This window comes from Streptomyces sp. NPDC005706 (genome assembly GCF_040631045.1).
In the GTDB taxonomy this organism is placed as follows: Bacteria; Actinomycetota; Actinomycetes; order Streptomycetales; family Streptomycetaceae; genus Streptomyces.
Window position 1 is genome coordinate 1 of the sequence record NZ_JBEXYS010000030.1, and the last position, 12,365, is coordinate 12,365.

At 75.2% G+C, this 12,365-nt stretch carries 14 protein-coding genes; 6 read left to right on the top strand and 8 right to left on the bottom strand.

What is annotated here, in order from left to right; all coding sequences use genetic code 11:
• The 5 genes from ABZ478_RS31630 to ABZ478_RS31650 all read right to left on the bottom strand — a co-directional run.
• A partial coding sequence (locus ABZ478_RS31630; protein ID WP_359554684.1) for a glycosyltransferase family 9 protein occupies window positions 1-659 on the bottom strand: 659 nt, incomplete at its 3' end.
• Entirely contained in the window at window positions 656-1,231 is a 576-nt protein-coding gene (locus ABZ478_RS31635) for an HAD-IIIA family hydrolase (protein ID WP_359554687.1), read from the bottom strand. The genes ABZ478_RS31630 and ABZ478_RS31635, both read right to left, overlap by 4 nt.
• The gene (locus ABZ478_RS31640) at window positions 1,228-2,229 is read right to left on the bottom strand and encodes a glycosyltransferase (protein ID WP_359554689.1); all 1,002 of its coding nucleotides are present in this window, start codon (window positions 2,227-2,229) and stop codon (window positions 1,228-1,230) included. The genes ABZ478_RS31635 and ABZ478_RS31640 overlap by 4 nt, the downstream gene beginning before the upstream one ends.
• Window positions 2,226-3,860 (bottom strand): carbamoyltransferase C-terminal domain-containing protein, encoded by a 1,635-nt coding sequence (locus ABZ478_RS31645; RefSeq protein ID WP_359554692.1) that lies wholly within the window; start codon window positions 3,858-3,860, stop codon window positions 2,226-2,228. The genes ABZ478_RS31640 and ABZ478_RS31645 overlap by 4 nt, the downstream gene beginning before the upstream one ends.
• 38 nt (window positions 3,861-3,898) lie before the next feature.
• Entirely contained in the window at window positions 3,899-4,957 is a 1,059-nt protein-coding gene (locus tag ABZ478_RS31650; RefSeq protein WP_359554694.1) for an NAD-dependent epimerase/dehydratase family protein, read from the bottom strand.
• A gap of 541 nt (window positions 4,958-5,498) precedes the next feature.
• On the opposite strand from ABZ478_RS31650, the gene ABZ478_RS31655 reads away from it, so the two are divergent.
• Complete coding sequence (locus ABZ478_RS31655; RefSeq protein ID WP_359554696.1) at window positions 5,499-6,062, top strand: hemerythrin domain-containing protein; 564 nt, start codon at window positions 5,499-5,501, stop codon at window positions 6,060-6,062.
• 130 nt (window positions 6,063-6,192) lie between these two features.
• On the opposite strand, the gene ABZ478_RS31660 is transcribed toward ABZ478_RS31655, so the two are convergent.
• Window positions 6,193-6,555, bottom strand: a complete 363-nt coding sequence (locus ABZ478_RS31660) for a DUF3040 domain-containing protein (RefSeq protein ID WP_359554699.1) — start codon at window positions 6,553-6,555, stop codon at window positions 6,193-6,195.
• Window positions 6,556-6,832: 277 nt separating this feature from the next.
• Here ABZ478_RS31660 and dhaK point away from each other — a divergent pair, with 277 nt between their 5' ends.
• From dhaK to ABZ478_RS31675, 3 genes are read left to right on the top strand one after another with little or no spacing between them, the layout of a single operon-like run.
• Window positions 6,833-7,825 carry a dihydroxyacetone kinase subunit DhaK gene (gene dhaK, locus ABZ478_RS31665; protein WP_359554702.1) on the top strand — a complete coding sequence of 331 codons (993 nt, stop codon included), beginning with the start codon at window positions 6,833-6,835 and terminating at the stop codon, window positions 7,823-7,825.
• A 46-nt stretch (window positions 7,826-7,871) separates the two neighbouring features.
• Window positions 7,872-8,486 carry a dihydroxyacetone kinase subunit DhaL gene (dhaL, locus tag ABZ478_RS31670; RefSeq protein WP_359554705.1) on the top strand — a complete coding sequence of 205 codons (615 nt, stop codon included), beginning with the start codon at window positions 7,872-7,874 and terminating at the stop codon, window positions 8,484-8,486.
• A complete protein-coding gene (locus ABZ478_RS31675) occupies window positions 8,479-8,889 on the top strand; it encodes a PTS fructose transporter subunit IIA (RefSeq protein WP_359554707.1) in 411 nt (136 codons plus the stop codon). The genes dhaL and ABZ478_RS31675 overlap by 8 nt, the downstream gene beginning before the upstream one ends.
• Window positions 8,890-8,988: 99 nt before the next feature.
• On the opposite strand, the gene ABZ478_RS31680 is transcribed toward ABZ478_RS31675, so the two are convergent.
• Complete coding sequence (locus tag ABZ478_RS31680; RefSeq protein WP_359554709.1) at window positions 8,989-9,687, bottom strand: glycoside hydrolase family 75 protein; 699 nt, start codon at window positions 9,685-9,687, stop codon at window positions 8,989-8,991.
• Window positions 9,688-9,951: 264 nt separating this feature from the next.
• On the opposite strand from ABZ478_RS31680, the gene ABZ478_RS31685 reads away from it, so the two are divergent.
• The gene (locus ABZ478_RS31685) at window positions 9,952-10,938 is read left to right on the top strand and encodes a fibronectin type III domain-containing protein (protein WP_359554712.1); all 987 of its coding nucleotides are present in this window, start codon (window positions 9,952-9,954) and stop codon (window positions 10,936-10,938) included.
• 193 nt (window positions 10,939-11,131) lie between these two features.
• A complete protein-coding gene (locus tag ABZ478_RS31690) occupies window positions 11,132-11,680 on the top strand; it encodes a hypothetical protein (RefSeq protein WP_359554715.1) in 549 nt (182 codons plus the stop codon).
• 80 nt (window positions 11,681-11,760) lie between these two features.
• Here the strand turns inward: ABZ478_RS31690 and ABZ478_RS31695 are convergent, their stop codons facing one another.
• The gene (locus tag ABZ478_RS31695) at window positions 11,761-12,345 is read right to left on the bottom strand and encodes a PadR family transcriptional regulator (protein WP_359554717.1); all 585 of its coding nucleotides are present in this window, start codon (window positions 12,343-12,345) and stop codon (window positions 11,761-11,763) included.
• Window positions 12,346-12,365: the final 20 nt, after the last annotated feature.

Below are 12,365 nucleotides of genomic sequence, written 5' to 3' on the forward strand. Positions count from 1 at the left end.
AGGGCGGTCTCGTCCGGCCCGCCGGTGACGACCACGCGGTGCCCGGCGTCGGTCAGCAGCGCGACCGCCTCCTCGCACCGGTGGGGGCTCCAGGCACGGGCGGGGGCGGTGGCGCCGGGGTGCAGCACCACGTAGGGGCCGTGGCCGGTCAGGGCGTCGGTGTCGGGGGGCGGCAGCACCCGCGGGCGGCCGTCGTCGCCGGGCGGGAGCGGGAATCCCATCGCGGCGGCGGTGTCCAGGGCCGCCTCGATCTCGTGCCGGCCCGGCCGCCGCCGGTGGCGGACGTCCAGCAGCCGGCCGGGGTGGTCGACGCTGTCGGCGCCGATGTGCCCGATCCCCGCGAGGCGCAGCACGAGCGCGGCCGGCAGGGGGCTCTGGTGGAACGAGGTCAGGACGAGGGCGGAGTCGAAGGCGGCGGCGCGCAGCCGCCCGGCCAGCGCGTGGACGTCGGCGGCGTCGACCGGGGGCGGGTCGAAGCCCTCCCAGGGCGCGTCCCACACCAGCACCTCGTCGACGCCTGGCAGCAGCCGGGCGGCCTCGGCCCCGCGCGGGCCGCACAACATGGCGACGTGCGAGGCGTGCGCGGCGACGGCACGGACGGCGGGCCCGGCGAGCAGCACGTCACCGAAGCTGTCGAGCCGGACGACGAGCGCCTTCACGGGGACCGCCTCCCGTCGTGGGCACGGAGTTCGCGTGCCGGGGTGCCCAGTGCCGTGCGCACCGCCGTGAGGACGTCGGGGGCGCACTGGGCGGCGAAGCGCCGCACCTCGGCGGGCGCGGTGGCCGCGTTCGGGACGAGGACGCCCCGGGCGCCCGCCGCCCGGGCGGCCAGCAGGTCCGCGGCGATGTCGCCGATCACCAGGCACCGGTCCGGGCGGACACCCAGGCGGGCGGCGGCCGTGAGGACGAGACCCGGGCGGGGCTTGCGGCAGGCGCAGCCGTCGTCCGGGGTGTGCGGGCAGAAGACCCAGGTGCCGAGGCCGCCGAGGAGCCGGTCCGCCCGCTCGTTGACGGCGTGGACCTGGCCGGTGGTGAGCAGTCCGCGGCCGATGCCCGACTGGTTGCTGACCACGGCGGTGGCGAGCCCCGCACGGCGGGCCAGAGCCACGGCCTCGGCGGCACCGGGCAGCGGACGGACGCGGTCGGGGTCGCCGTTGTAGGGGACGTCCGCGAGCAGGGTGCCGTCGCGGTCGAACAGGACGGCGCGGAGGGGCGGCCGGTCCGTGCTCACGCGGCGCCTCCCAGGGGTACGGCACCCCGGTGGCGGACGGCTCCGCGCAGCCAGTGCCGTACCGCGAGCGGCGGTATGAGCACGCTGGTGCCCAGCATCCCGGCGATCTCGCGGGCGGTGCGCGGGCCGGGCCGGATCCGGGCCAGGGCGAACTCGGCCGTGCCGAGCGTCCACAGCGCCGCGCAGACGGCGGCGGTGCGGCGGCGGCCGGTGAGCGCGCAGACGGCGGAGGCGAGCGCGGCGCCGGTCACCGCCACATGTCCCGGCAGCCGTCCCCGGGGGGCCTGGGCGCGGGCCCACCAGTCGCGGCCGTGCAGCCGGCTCATCAGGGCGTCGTCGGCGTTGCCGCGCTGCGCGGGCAGCGAGGCCCACCACTGGGACGGGCGGACCGGGTGCCGGGTGAGGCGGGTGCCGCGGCGCAGGGTCCAGCCGGCCCGCTCCATGCGCAGGGCGAGGTCGGCGTCCTCCCGGAAGGCCCGCGGGAAGCGCTCGTCGAAGCCGCCGACCTGGATGAGCGCGGCGGTGCGGTACGCCATGTCGGCGGTGGCCCAGGCCGCGTTCTCCAGGCCCTTGGTGGTGCGCTCCCAGTCGGTGGGCCGGCGGTGCAGGGGCAGGGGGACACGCAGTCGTCCCTGGATGCCGCCGACGTGCTCGCCGGCCGCCCTCAGGTCGTCGGCGAGTCTGCGGGACCAGTCCGGCAGCACCTGGACGTCGTCGTCGAGGAAGACGGTCCAGGGCGTACGGACGGTCCGCCACCCGGCGTTGCGGGCCGCGGCCGGGCCCTTGCCGCCGGTGTGCAGGGCCCTCACCCGGTCGAGGAGCTGGCCGGCGGCCTCCAGTGGCAGGCCGGTGTCGGGGTCGGTGGCGGGCCGGTCGTCGACCACGATCACCTCGTGCGGCGGGTGGCCCTGGGCCGCGGCCAGCGCGCGCAGGCACTCGGCGAGACAGGGACGGCCGATCGTCGGGACGACGACGGTGTAGGCGGGAGCGGCGCTCATGCGAAGGCCTTTCCGCGGCGGACGGCGAACGGACCGAGGACCAGCAGGTCGACGGGGGCGGAGCCGAAGCACTCCAGGGCGTCCCTAGGGTCGTCGACCATGGGCCGGCCGGCGGTGTTGAGGCTGGTGTTGACCACCACGGGCAGGCCGGTACGCCGCTCGAACCCGTCGATCACGCGGGCCATCAGCGGCTCCTGGGCGCGGTCCACGGTCTGGATGCGGGCGGTGCCGTCGACGTGCACCACGGCCGGGACGCGGTCCTTCCAGGCGGCCGCGACGTCGTGCACGAAGAGCATGTGCGGGCTGGGCAGCGGGCCGTCGAACAGTTCCGCCGCGCGCTCGGCGAGCACCATGGGCGCGACCGGCCGGAACTCCTCGCGTCCCTTGACGGCGTTGAGCCGTTCCAGGTTGGCGGCGTGTCCGGGGTGGGCGAGCAGTGAGCGGTGGCCGAGGGCGCGCGGGCCGTACTCGCTGCGGCCCTGGAACCAGGCGACGATGCCGTCGGCGGCCAGCGCCTCGGCGGTCGTCCCGGCGATGTCGGCGGGCTCCTCGTAGGGCACCGCCGCCCGCTCGAGCCAGTCGCGCAGTTCGGTGTCGCTCCAGCCGCGGCCGAGCGCGACGGTCGGCATCGGCTCCAGGGTGTCCTTCTGGCCGGCCACGTGGGCGGCCGCGCCGAGGGCGGTGCCGGCGTCCCCGGCGGCGGGCTGCACCCACACGTGGCGGAAGCCGCTCTCCCGCCAGATCCGGGTGTTGGCGACGCAGTTGAGGGCGACGCCGCCGGCCATGGTGAGGGCGTCCTCGCCGGTGCGCTCGCGCAGCCGGCGGGCGAGGGCGAGCACGGTCTCCTCCAGGCAGAGCTGGGCGCTGGCCGCGAGGTCGGCGTGGTCCTGGCTCCAGGCTCCGCCCGCCTCGCGCGGCGGGACGAGGGAGGTCCAGGGCACCGGGCGGGCCCGGAAGCCGCCCCGGTCGTCGGCCCCGACGTACTCGCGCAGCCGGCCGGCGAAGCGCGGGGTGCCGTAGGAGGCCAGTGCCATCACCTTGAACTCGTCGCTGCTGCGCAGGAATCCGAGGTGGTGGGTGAGGTCCTCGTAGAACAGGCCCAGGGAGTCGGGCAGTTCCTGGGTGCCGAGGACGGTCAGCTCGCGGTTGGTGTACCGGCCGGCCAGGTGGGAGCCGCATTCGCCGCGGCCGTCCAGGACGAGGACGGCGCAGTCCGGGTAGGGCGAGACGGGTCCGGCGGAGGCCGCGTGCGCGACGTGGTGCGGGACGAAGCGGACCTTGGCCGGGTCCAGGCCGGGCAGCGCCTCGGCGAGGAAGCCGGGAGCCCGGCGCGCGTACTCCTGGCGCAGGTGGTCCCAGGGGTCGTGCAGGCCCATCCGCTCGGCCGGGCGGGCCAGCGAGGGGTCGTAGGAGTAGGCCACGGCGTCCAGGTCGGACGGGGTCAGGCCGGCCTGTTCGAGGCACCAGCGGGCGGAGAGTTCGGGCAGTTCCCAGGCGGAGAAGGGGACGGGCCGCTTGCCGTGCTTGCGACGGGAGAACCGTTCCTCCTCCGCCGCCGCCACGACCTTGCCGTCCGTCACGAGGGCGGCGGCGGGGTCGTGGAAGAGTGCGTTGATACCGAGGACGTGCATGCGCTGTCTCCTGGGCGGCGGGCGGGGCGGTCGAGTGGTCAGGTCCGTGCGGCCGGCTCCTCGTCCGGGGGTGGTGTCCGTCCGTCCGGGGACCGGACGGGCTCCCGCGGAGGCAGGGTGCGCTGCTCCGGGGACAGGGCGGTGAAGTAGGCGATCGTCTGCTTCAGGCCCTCCTCCCAGGGCACCCGCGGGGCCCAGCCGAGGAGTTCGCGGGCGAGCGCGGTGTCGGGGCGGCGCCGGCCGGGGTCGTCGACGGGCCGGTCGACGAACGCGATCGGCGAGCGGGAGCCGGTCAGCGCGACCACGCGGCGGGCGAGGTCGGCCATGGTGATCTCGTCGGCGCCGCCGATGTTGACGGGCCGCACCGACCGGCTGGCCGCCACCCGCAGCACCCCGTCGACGGTGTCGTCGACGTAGCACAGCGAGCGGGTCTGGCTGCCGTCGCCGGTCACGGTGAGCGGTTCGCCGGCCAGGGCCTGGCTGATGAAGGTGGGCACGGCGCGTCCGTCGTGGGCGCGCATGCGCGGTCCGTACGTGTTGAACAGCCGGACGATCCCGGCATCGGCGCCGAGGGTGCCGGCGTGCGCGGTGACGAGCGCCTCGGCGAACCGTTTGGACTCGTCGTACACGCTGCGCGGGCCGACCGGGTTGACGTTGCCCCAGTAGCCCTCGTGCTGGGGATGCACGAGCGGGTCACCGTACACCTCGGACGTGGAGGCGAGCAGGAAGCGGGCGCCGTCGCGCTCGGCGATCGTCAGGGCGTTGCGGGTGCCGAGGCTGCCCGCGTCCAGGGTCTCCAGCGGCAGCCGGAGGTAGTCGGCGGGGGACGCCGGGCAGGCGAAGTGCAGGACCAGGTCGTACGGTCCCGGCAGCAGCCGGGGGCAGTCGGGCGAGCTGACGTCGCACCGCACGTAGCGGAACCCGGGCCGGCCCTCGAGGTGGGCGACGTTCTCCCGCCGGCCGCAGACCAGGTTGTCGGCGCAGTCGACTTCGGCCCCCGAATCCAGCAGCCGTTCGCACAGGTGGGAACCGAGGAAGCCGGCGCCGCCGGTCACGACGGCACGGCGCCAGGGCACCGCGAGGGTCTCACCAGTCATGGAGGCTCGTCCTTAGTCCACGTCATCCGCGTCGCCGGGCTCGCCGGGGCGCCCGGAACGCCGCGTGGAAGCGGGCGTTCGGCGCGTGTGTGTGCGGCCCGGCCGGCCTCGTCGCCGGCTCGTCGAGCGGGACTGTGATGGAAGACGGAATGGGCCCGGTCCCCGCTGATCGGGAGGACCGCCCTCGTCGGCCGCCGCTGGCTGGACGGCACTGGCATCGGTGTTCCCGTACCAGTTGGCTTCACACCTTAGATCCATCATGTCCGGAATGACGGGTCCTCGCGACTCAGGATGATCGCCCTCCCCGGGAGACGCCCATGGACGACGAAGGCCCCGACGCCCCGCGGGTGCGCTGTCCGCGCGCATCCTGGACCACTGGTGGGCCTGGGCGCTGTCCGGGGAAGGCCGGACGGCGGCACGGCGCCACCCGATGGGCTGAGCGGCGGGGGCCTGCCGTGTAGCGGGTGCGGAGCGGGGCACTCGGCGCGACGACGAGCGGCGGGCCGCGCACGGCTCCCGCGCGTACCTGAGGAGGCAGGACATGGGTCACGGCGGAAACGTCATTCAGGAACTGACGACCGATCACCGGGAGGTCGAGGAGATCTTCGGCCGCATCGAGGCGATGCCCCCCGGTTCCAAGGAACGCAAGACGCTGGCCGACCAGGCCACCATCGAACTGGTCCGTCACTCGGTGGCGGAGGAGGCCTATCTCTACCCGGCGGTGCGCAAGCACGTCGAGGGCGGGGGCGCCCTCGCCGACAAGGAGATCGAGGACCACGCCCAGGCCGAGCAGATCCTGAAGGACCTGGAGGGCCTGGACGCGGACGACGCGCGGTTCGACACCCTCATGACCCGGCTGATGAGCGAGATCCGCTCGCATGTGGCCGACGAGGAGCAGAACCTCTTCCCGCGGCTTCAGGCGGCCTGTACGCCGGAGGCGCTGGACGAGCTCGGCGAGAAGGTGCGCAAGGCGAAGAAGACCGCGCCGACCCGCCCGCACCCGATGGCCCCGGACAAGCCCCCGGCCAACAAGCTGCTGGCGCCCGGCGCCGGCATGGTGGACCGGCTGCGGGACGCGATGTCGGGGCGCGGCAAGGAGAGCTGAGGAGACTCACGGCAGCCGGGTCGGGTCGGAACCTCCCGGCGCCCGCCGTCCCCCGAGGGGTGCGGCGGGCGCCGGGAGGTCTGCCGTGCCGGTGGACGCCGGTCCGGGCCCCGGGCCCCGCAGCGGCCGCTCAGAGCCACCGGGTGAGCGTGCGGCCGGGCCGCGCGCGGCGGGTGGCGCGGCACAGCAGCCGGAAGGACTGGATCAGGGTGAGCGGCCACAGCAGGGCGAAGCACCACAGCGGCGCGGGCGCGGAGGTGCGCACTCCCGTGACGGCCGCGAAGGCGGACGCCGTGAGCAGCAGCAGGACGGAGAGCGGCAGCCACACGCCCCGCCCGCTCCGGGTGGTCCGTCGGTCCCCCGTCATCCGGTGCGCGGCGCGCATCCGGTGGGCGAGCCGGCGGTCCTGCCGGAGGTTCGCCTCGATCTGCAGCAGCGCGAGCCGCTCGCGCGGCGAGAGCCGTACGTCCTCGGGGGTCTCCCAGTCGTCCACGGAAAACGGCACCTCCTCGCACCGGCCGGCCGCCCACGAGCCCCTCGTCCGGGCTCTCGCTTGGGCCGGGTTCCCCGTGCGGCCGTCCCGAAGCGGCCGCCGCCCGGGCCCGCGGCCACCGGGACGGGACGCCGCGGTGCGCGAGGGCGCGCACGTGACCTTCCGTGCCACAGGGCCGATACTGCCAGTAGCAAGGTCTCCAGCCCTCTCACATCGCCCTATATGACCAGCGGGTACCGGGCCGACGGCCCCCCGCCAGGCTTGCCAGGAGGCACCCATGAGGATGCTGATCAACGTCCCCGAGACCGTCGTGGCGGACGCGCTGCGGGGTATGGCGGCCGCTCATCCGGAGCTGACCGTGGACGTGGAGAACCGGGTGATCGTGCGCCGGGACGCCCCCGTGGCCGGCCAGGTCGCGCTCGTCTCGGGCGGCGGGTCGGGGCACGAGCCGCTGCACGGCGGCTTCGTCGGTCCTGGCATGCTCTCGGCGGCCTGCCCGGGAGAGGTGTTCACCTCGCCGGTGCCGGACCAGATGGCGCGGGCCGCGGCGGCCGTCGACAGCGGGGCCGGCGTGCTGTTCGTCGTGAAGAACTACACCGGTGACGTGCTCAACTTCGACATGGCCGCGGAACTCGCCGAGGACGAGGGCATCCAGGTCGCGAAGGTGCTGGTCAACGATGACGTGGCGGTGACCGACAGCCTGTACACGGCCGGGCGGCGCGGCACCGGCGCCACGCTCTTCGTGGAGAAGATCGCGGGCGCGGCCGCGGCCGAGGGGCAGCCCCTGGAGCGGGTGGAGGCCGTCGCACGCCAGGTGAACGAGAACGCGCGCAGCTTCGGAGTGGCGCTCAGCGCCTGTACGACCCCGTCGAAGGGCAGCCCCACCTTCGATCTGCCGGACGGTGAACTGGAGTTGGGCATCGGCATCCACGGTGAGCCGGGCCGGGAGCGACGGGCGATGATGACCTCCGGCGAGATCGCCGACTTCGCGGTGCACGCCCTCCTGGAGGACATGCCCCCGCACAACCCCGTGCTGGTCCTGGTCAACGGCATGGGCGCCACTCCGCTGCTGGAGCTGTACGGCTTCAACGCCGAGGTGCAGCGGGTGCTCACCGAACGGGGCGTGACCGTGGCCCGCACCCTCGTCGGCAACTACGTCACCTCCCTCGACATGGCCGGCGCCTCGGTCACCCTGTGCCAGGTCGACGAGGAACTGCTGCGGCTGTGGGACGCGCCGGTGAAGACCCCCGGGCTGCGCTGGGGGATGTGACGAGGCGGACGAAGCGCGCAACTCACCTACCACGCAAGGAGATCCAGTGCTCGACGCCGAATTCTTCCGCCGTTGGATGACCGCGACCGCCGCATCCGTCGAACGGGAGGCGGACCGGCTCACCGCCCTCGACTCGGCCATCGGCGACGCCGACCACGGCAGCAACATGCAGCGCGGGTTCAGAGCGGTCGTGTCCGCCCTGGAGAAGGAGACGCCGGACACGCCCGGGGCCGTGCTGACCCTGGCCGGGCGGCTGCTGATCTCGACGGTCGGCGGGGCGTCCGGGCCGCTCTACGGCACCCTGCTGCGCCGGACCGGCAAGGCGCTCGGGGACGCCGCCGAGGTGAGCGAGGAGCAACTGGCCGAGGCGCTCCGGGCGGGCGTGGACGGGGTGATGGCGCTCGGCAAGGCGGAACCCGGTGACAAGACCATGATCGACGCGCTGGTCCCCGCGGTGGACGCGCTCGGCGACGGGTTCGCCGCGGCGCGCTCGGCCGCCGAGGAGGGCGCGGTGGCCACGACCCCGCTGCAGGCCCGCAAGGGCCGGGCCAGTTACCTCGGCCAGCGCAGCATCGGCCACCAGGACCCGGGTGCCACCTCCTCGGCCCTGCTGATCGCCGGGCTCGGGGAAGCGGCCGGCGAGGAGGCCCGCGGTGAGTGACGAGAAGCTGGTGGGGATCGTGCTGGTGTCGCACAGCGCGGAGGTCGCCGCCTCCGTCGCCGAGCTGGCGAAGGGTCTGGCGGGCGGCACCACGGCGGTGCCGGTCGCCCCGGCGGGCGGCACCGAGGGAGGCGGGCTCGGCACCAGCGCCGAGCTGATCTCCGCCGCGGCCGCCTCCGTGGACCGGGGCGCGGGTGTCGCCGTACTCATGGATCTCGGCAGCGCGGTGCTCACCGTCAAGGCGCTGCTCGCCGAGGGCGACGAACTCCCGGAGGGCGCGCGCCTGGTGGACGCCCCGTTCGTCGAGGGCGCGGTCGCCGCGGTGGTCACCGCGGCCACGGGTGCCGACCTGGACGCGGTCGAGGCCGCGGCGGCCGAGGCGTACAGCTACCGCAAGGAGTGAGATCCGGGGCCGGCGGACGGCACGGGACGATCGTCCGGGCCGCCGCCGGCGCGGGCCCGGTGGACGCGGGCCCCGCTCCCGGTCCCGGCGGGGCCGCGCTCAGTGCGGGTGCACGAAGCGGCGGGCCAGCCGCTCGCCGGCCTCCACCGCCGCCCCGTGGTTCTCGATCGGGGTGATGCGCGAGTCCTTGAAGACGATGTAGGTGACGCCGGAGGCGGCTCCGCCGCGGATCGGGTCGGGGTGGATGCCCAGACCGCGGGCGGTGGCGTAGGAGGCCTCGCCGATGATGTCGCGCGGACCGGCGTCGCCGACGACCGCGTACTGCACCCGGTCCCGGTAGATCACGGCCGCCACGGAGCCGCCCCGGATGCCGTAGGCGCGGTGGTCCCAGATGCGGCTCGGGACCGGCAGCACGATGTAGGGCAGGGACGCGGCGTTCAGATGGCGGCCGTCCGACTGCTGGTAGGCGGTCGCGGCCGAGAACAGCGGATCGGTACGGCGGTTGCAGCGGGCGGTGGGCCGTCCGTCGCAGTCGATGTCCAGATCCGCCTTCCAGAACACCGCCCCGCGGGTGCCGCACACGGAGACCTTTTTGGACGAGGCGTCGTCGGTGCGGTATCCGCCCCGGGAGACCCGGTCGCAGGAGCGCACCCGGTCCAGCAGGTCGGCGGCGGTCACGGCGCCCTCGCCGCGCGCGGCCGGTGGTCCTTCCCGTGCGGGGACGGCCTCGGCGGGCGGCGTCGTCGGGGCGAGCAGGGCGGCACCGGCCGCGGCCAGCGTCAGCGTCTGGACACGCACTCTGAGGGACCCTCTCCTGGGGAACATTCCGGACACCATGCCCAAAACGGCATCAATCGGCGAGTGTGACACTCCTTTGAGTCCGGATGGAGCAGCGCCTTGACGCTTTCGTCTGATGAAAAGCCAAAAGGCGTGGCGGGCACGGGCCGGCGCCGCTCCGGACCGCCCGACCGTCGCCGCCGCGGGCCCCTTGCCACGCCCACTCCCGCCGGGCCATATTGGTCCGGACCTTTGCCGTGACGCCGTCCCCGGGGAGGCAGAGCCGTGCGACGCGTTCCCCTTCCGCCCCTGCTGGTTCCCGCCGTCCTCGTGCTGGTCGCGTCCTGCGGCTGGGGCGGTGCGGCCGAGGGCGACGGCGGCCGGGCGCCGGGCGCTCCGGCGGGGGTCACCGCCGCGGCGGGCAGCGCCACGAGCGTGCACGTGATGTGGAACGCGGTGGCGGGCGGCGCCGCGGTCCGCGTCTACGAGGTGTACAGCGGCCACACGAAGGTCAGCGAAGTGCCGGGCTCACAGCGCATGGTGGACGTCACCAGGCTCAGGCCGTCCACCATGTATGCCTTCACCGTGCGGGCCCGGGACACGGACGGCCGCCTCGGGCCGCCGAGCCGGGCGGTGCGGGCGCGGACGCCGGCCGCGGTGGCGGCGGACCGCTCGGCGCCGACCCGTCCGGCCGGTCCCGCCGGACGGGCGATGGGCAGCCGCGCGGTCCAGCTGTCCTGGTCCGCCTCCCGGGACGACCGGGGCGTGGTGTCGTACGAGATCCAGCAGGGCGGCGCGAGGATCCACAGCGTCGGCGGCGGGCAGCGCGCGACCGTGGTCACCGGGCTGCGCCCGGGCACCCGCTACGTCTTCACCGTGCGGGCCCGGGACGCGGCCGACAACCTCTCCCCCGCGAGCGCGCCGGTCCGCGTCACCACGCCGGGCACCGACGACGGCCGGGACACCGCGCCGGCCGCCTTCACCGCGGCGAGCCACCGGTCCGACGGGGCGTACTACATCGACCTGTCCTGGAAACCGCCGGCCGTGGACGGGGTGATCACCGAGTACCGGATCCAGCTCGACGGCGCCACGGCCACCTCACTGGTGTGGGGCGGCGATCCGCCGCGCGGCCGGGCGCGCTACAGCTTCTTCGCCGGGCGCGAGGCGGGCGAAGAGCACCGGGTGCGGCTCGGGGCGCGGCTGCCGGACGGCACCTGGGGCGGCTTCTCGGCCGAACGGACGGTGATCCTGGGCCAGAACGCGGGCGGCTGACGGGCGGAAGGGGGCCGCGGCGCGGAGCGCGCGCCGGGGCACGCCGGACGGGGTACCGGTCACCCGACTGGGCGCGGTCCGGGTGCGGCGGGGTCCGGCGCCGCGTTTGCTGCCGTTGAGGCAGCACGGACGTTTCCCGACCCTCGGCGGCGCATGGGACGTACCGCCAACCGTGCCGCCGGAGGGCCAGCCAATGCGCAACTCCCGACGTCTCCTCCGCCCCGGTCTGACCCTGGCGGCCGCCGCCGCGCTTCCGGCCTCACTCGCCGGACCGTCGGCAGCGGCCTCCGGCATATCGGTGAGCACCATCGGTTCCACGGTCTCGGTCGTCACCAGTGCGTGCACCCAGAGCAACGGCAGCTGGGGCAACGCCTCCCTCATCAGCAGCCGCCAGGGGAACTTCTCCCAGGGGCGGCAGGTCGCCCTCTCGGGCACCACCGTCAGCCAGTCCGCGGCCTGGTCGGGGGTGAGCCCGGGCACGTACACGGTGGTCGTGATGTGCTCCAACGGCACGACCGCCGGCACCCAGTCCGTGATCGTCTCCGCGCCCAGCGCGTCCAACGCGCCCACGACCTCGTCGACGTTCACGCCCGCGCCGCCGCGCGGTGTGCAGGGCGGCGTCGGCGGCGCCTCCCGGGACTACGGCCCGCTCACCCTGGGCATCGGCGCGACCCTGGTGACGGCCGCCGTGGCCGCCACGGTCTGGTTCCTGCGCCGCCGTTCGAAGCCGTACCGGCTCTGAGCCGGCGGTCCGGCGCCCGGACGGTACCGGCCCCGGTCCGGCGGTCCCCCGGCCCCGCCGGGCGGCAGCCCCGGCGGCTCTCAGGCGGGCGTGCCGTCCGCCGGTTCGGTGCCGTCCCTCCCGCCGGATCCGGGGAGTTCGGCGAACTCCTTCAGCGCCCGGGTGAGCCACTGGGTCCAGAAGGTCTCCAGGTCGATGCCGGCCCGCAGGACCAGGTGACGCAGCCGGTCCTCGGGGGTGTCCCGGCCCGGCGGGAAGTCGCGCCCCTCGATCTCCTCGTACTCGGCCAACTGCCTTCGGTGCAGCTCCAGATGGCGGCCCAGCTCGGCCTCGAGGCCCGCCGTGCCGACGACCGCGGCCGCGCGCAGCCGCAGGAACAGCGCGTCACGGTGCGGCCTGGGGTCCTGCGACTCGGCGGTCCAGCGGGCCAGTTCGGCGCGGCCCGCGGGCAGGACCTCGTAGCTCTTCTTCTGCCCGCGCGCCGGCTGCTCGGCCGGCAGCGCGCGGATGAACCCCTCCCCCTCCAGCCTCCCCAGCTCGCGGTAGATCTGCTGGTGCGTCGCGGACCAGAAGTAGCCGATCGACCTGTCGAACCGGCGGGTCAGCTCCAGGCCCGACGACGGCTTCTCCAGCAGGGCGGTGAGGATGGCGTGCGGGAGTGACATGGGCTCATCCTAGGGACGCG

Excerpts from the sequence above, each read along its gene's own strand:
- ABZ478_RS31640 (WP_359554689.1), bottom strand. The coding sequence starts at position 2,229 with ATGAGCGCCGCTCCCGCCTACACCGTCGTCGTCCCGACGATCGGCCGT.
- ABZ478_RS31645 (WP_359554692.1), bottom strand. The coding sequence starts at position 3,860 with ATGCACGTCCTCGGTATCAACGCACTCTTCCACGACCCCGCCGCCGCC.
- ABZ478_RS31650 (WP_359554694.1), bottom strand. The coding sequence starts at position 4,957 with ATGACTGGTGAGACCCTCGCGGTGCCCTGGCGCCGTGCCGTCGTGACC.
- ABZ478_RS31655 (WP_359554696.1), top strand. The coding sequence starts at position 5,499 with ATGGGTCACGGCGGAAACGTCATTCAGGAACTGACGACCGATCACCGG.
- dhaK (WP_359554702.1), top strand. The coding sequence starts at position 6,833 with ATGAGGATGCTGATCAACGTCCCCGAGACCGTCGTGGCGGACGCGCTG.
- ABZ478_RS31690 (WP_359554715.1), top strand. The coding sequence starts at position 11,132 with ATGCGCAACTCCCGACGTCTCCTCCGCCCCGGTCTGACCCTGGCGGCC.
- ABZ478_RS31695 (WP_359554717.1), bottom strand. The coding sequence starts at position 12,345 with ATGTCACTCCCGCACGCCATCCTCACCGCCCTGCTGGAGAAGCCGTCG.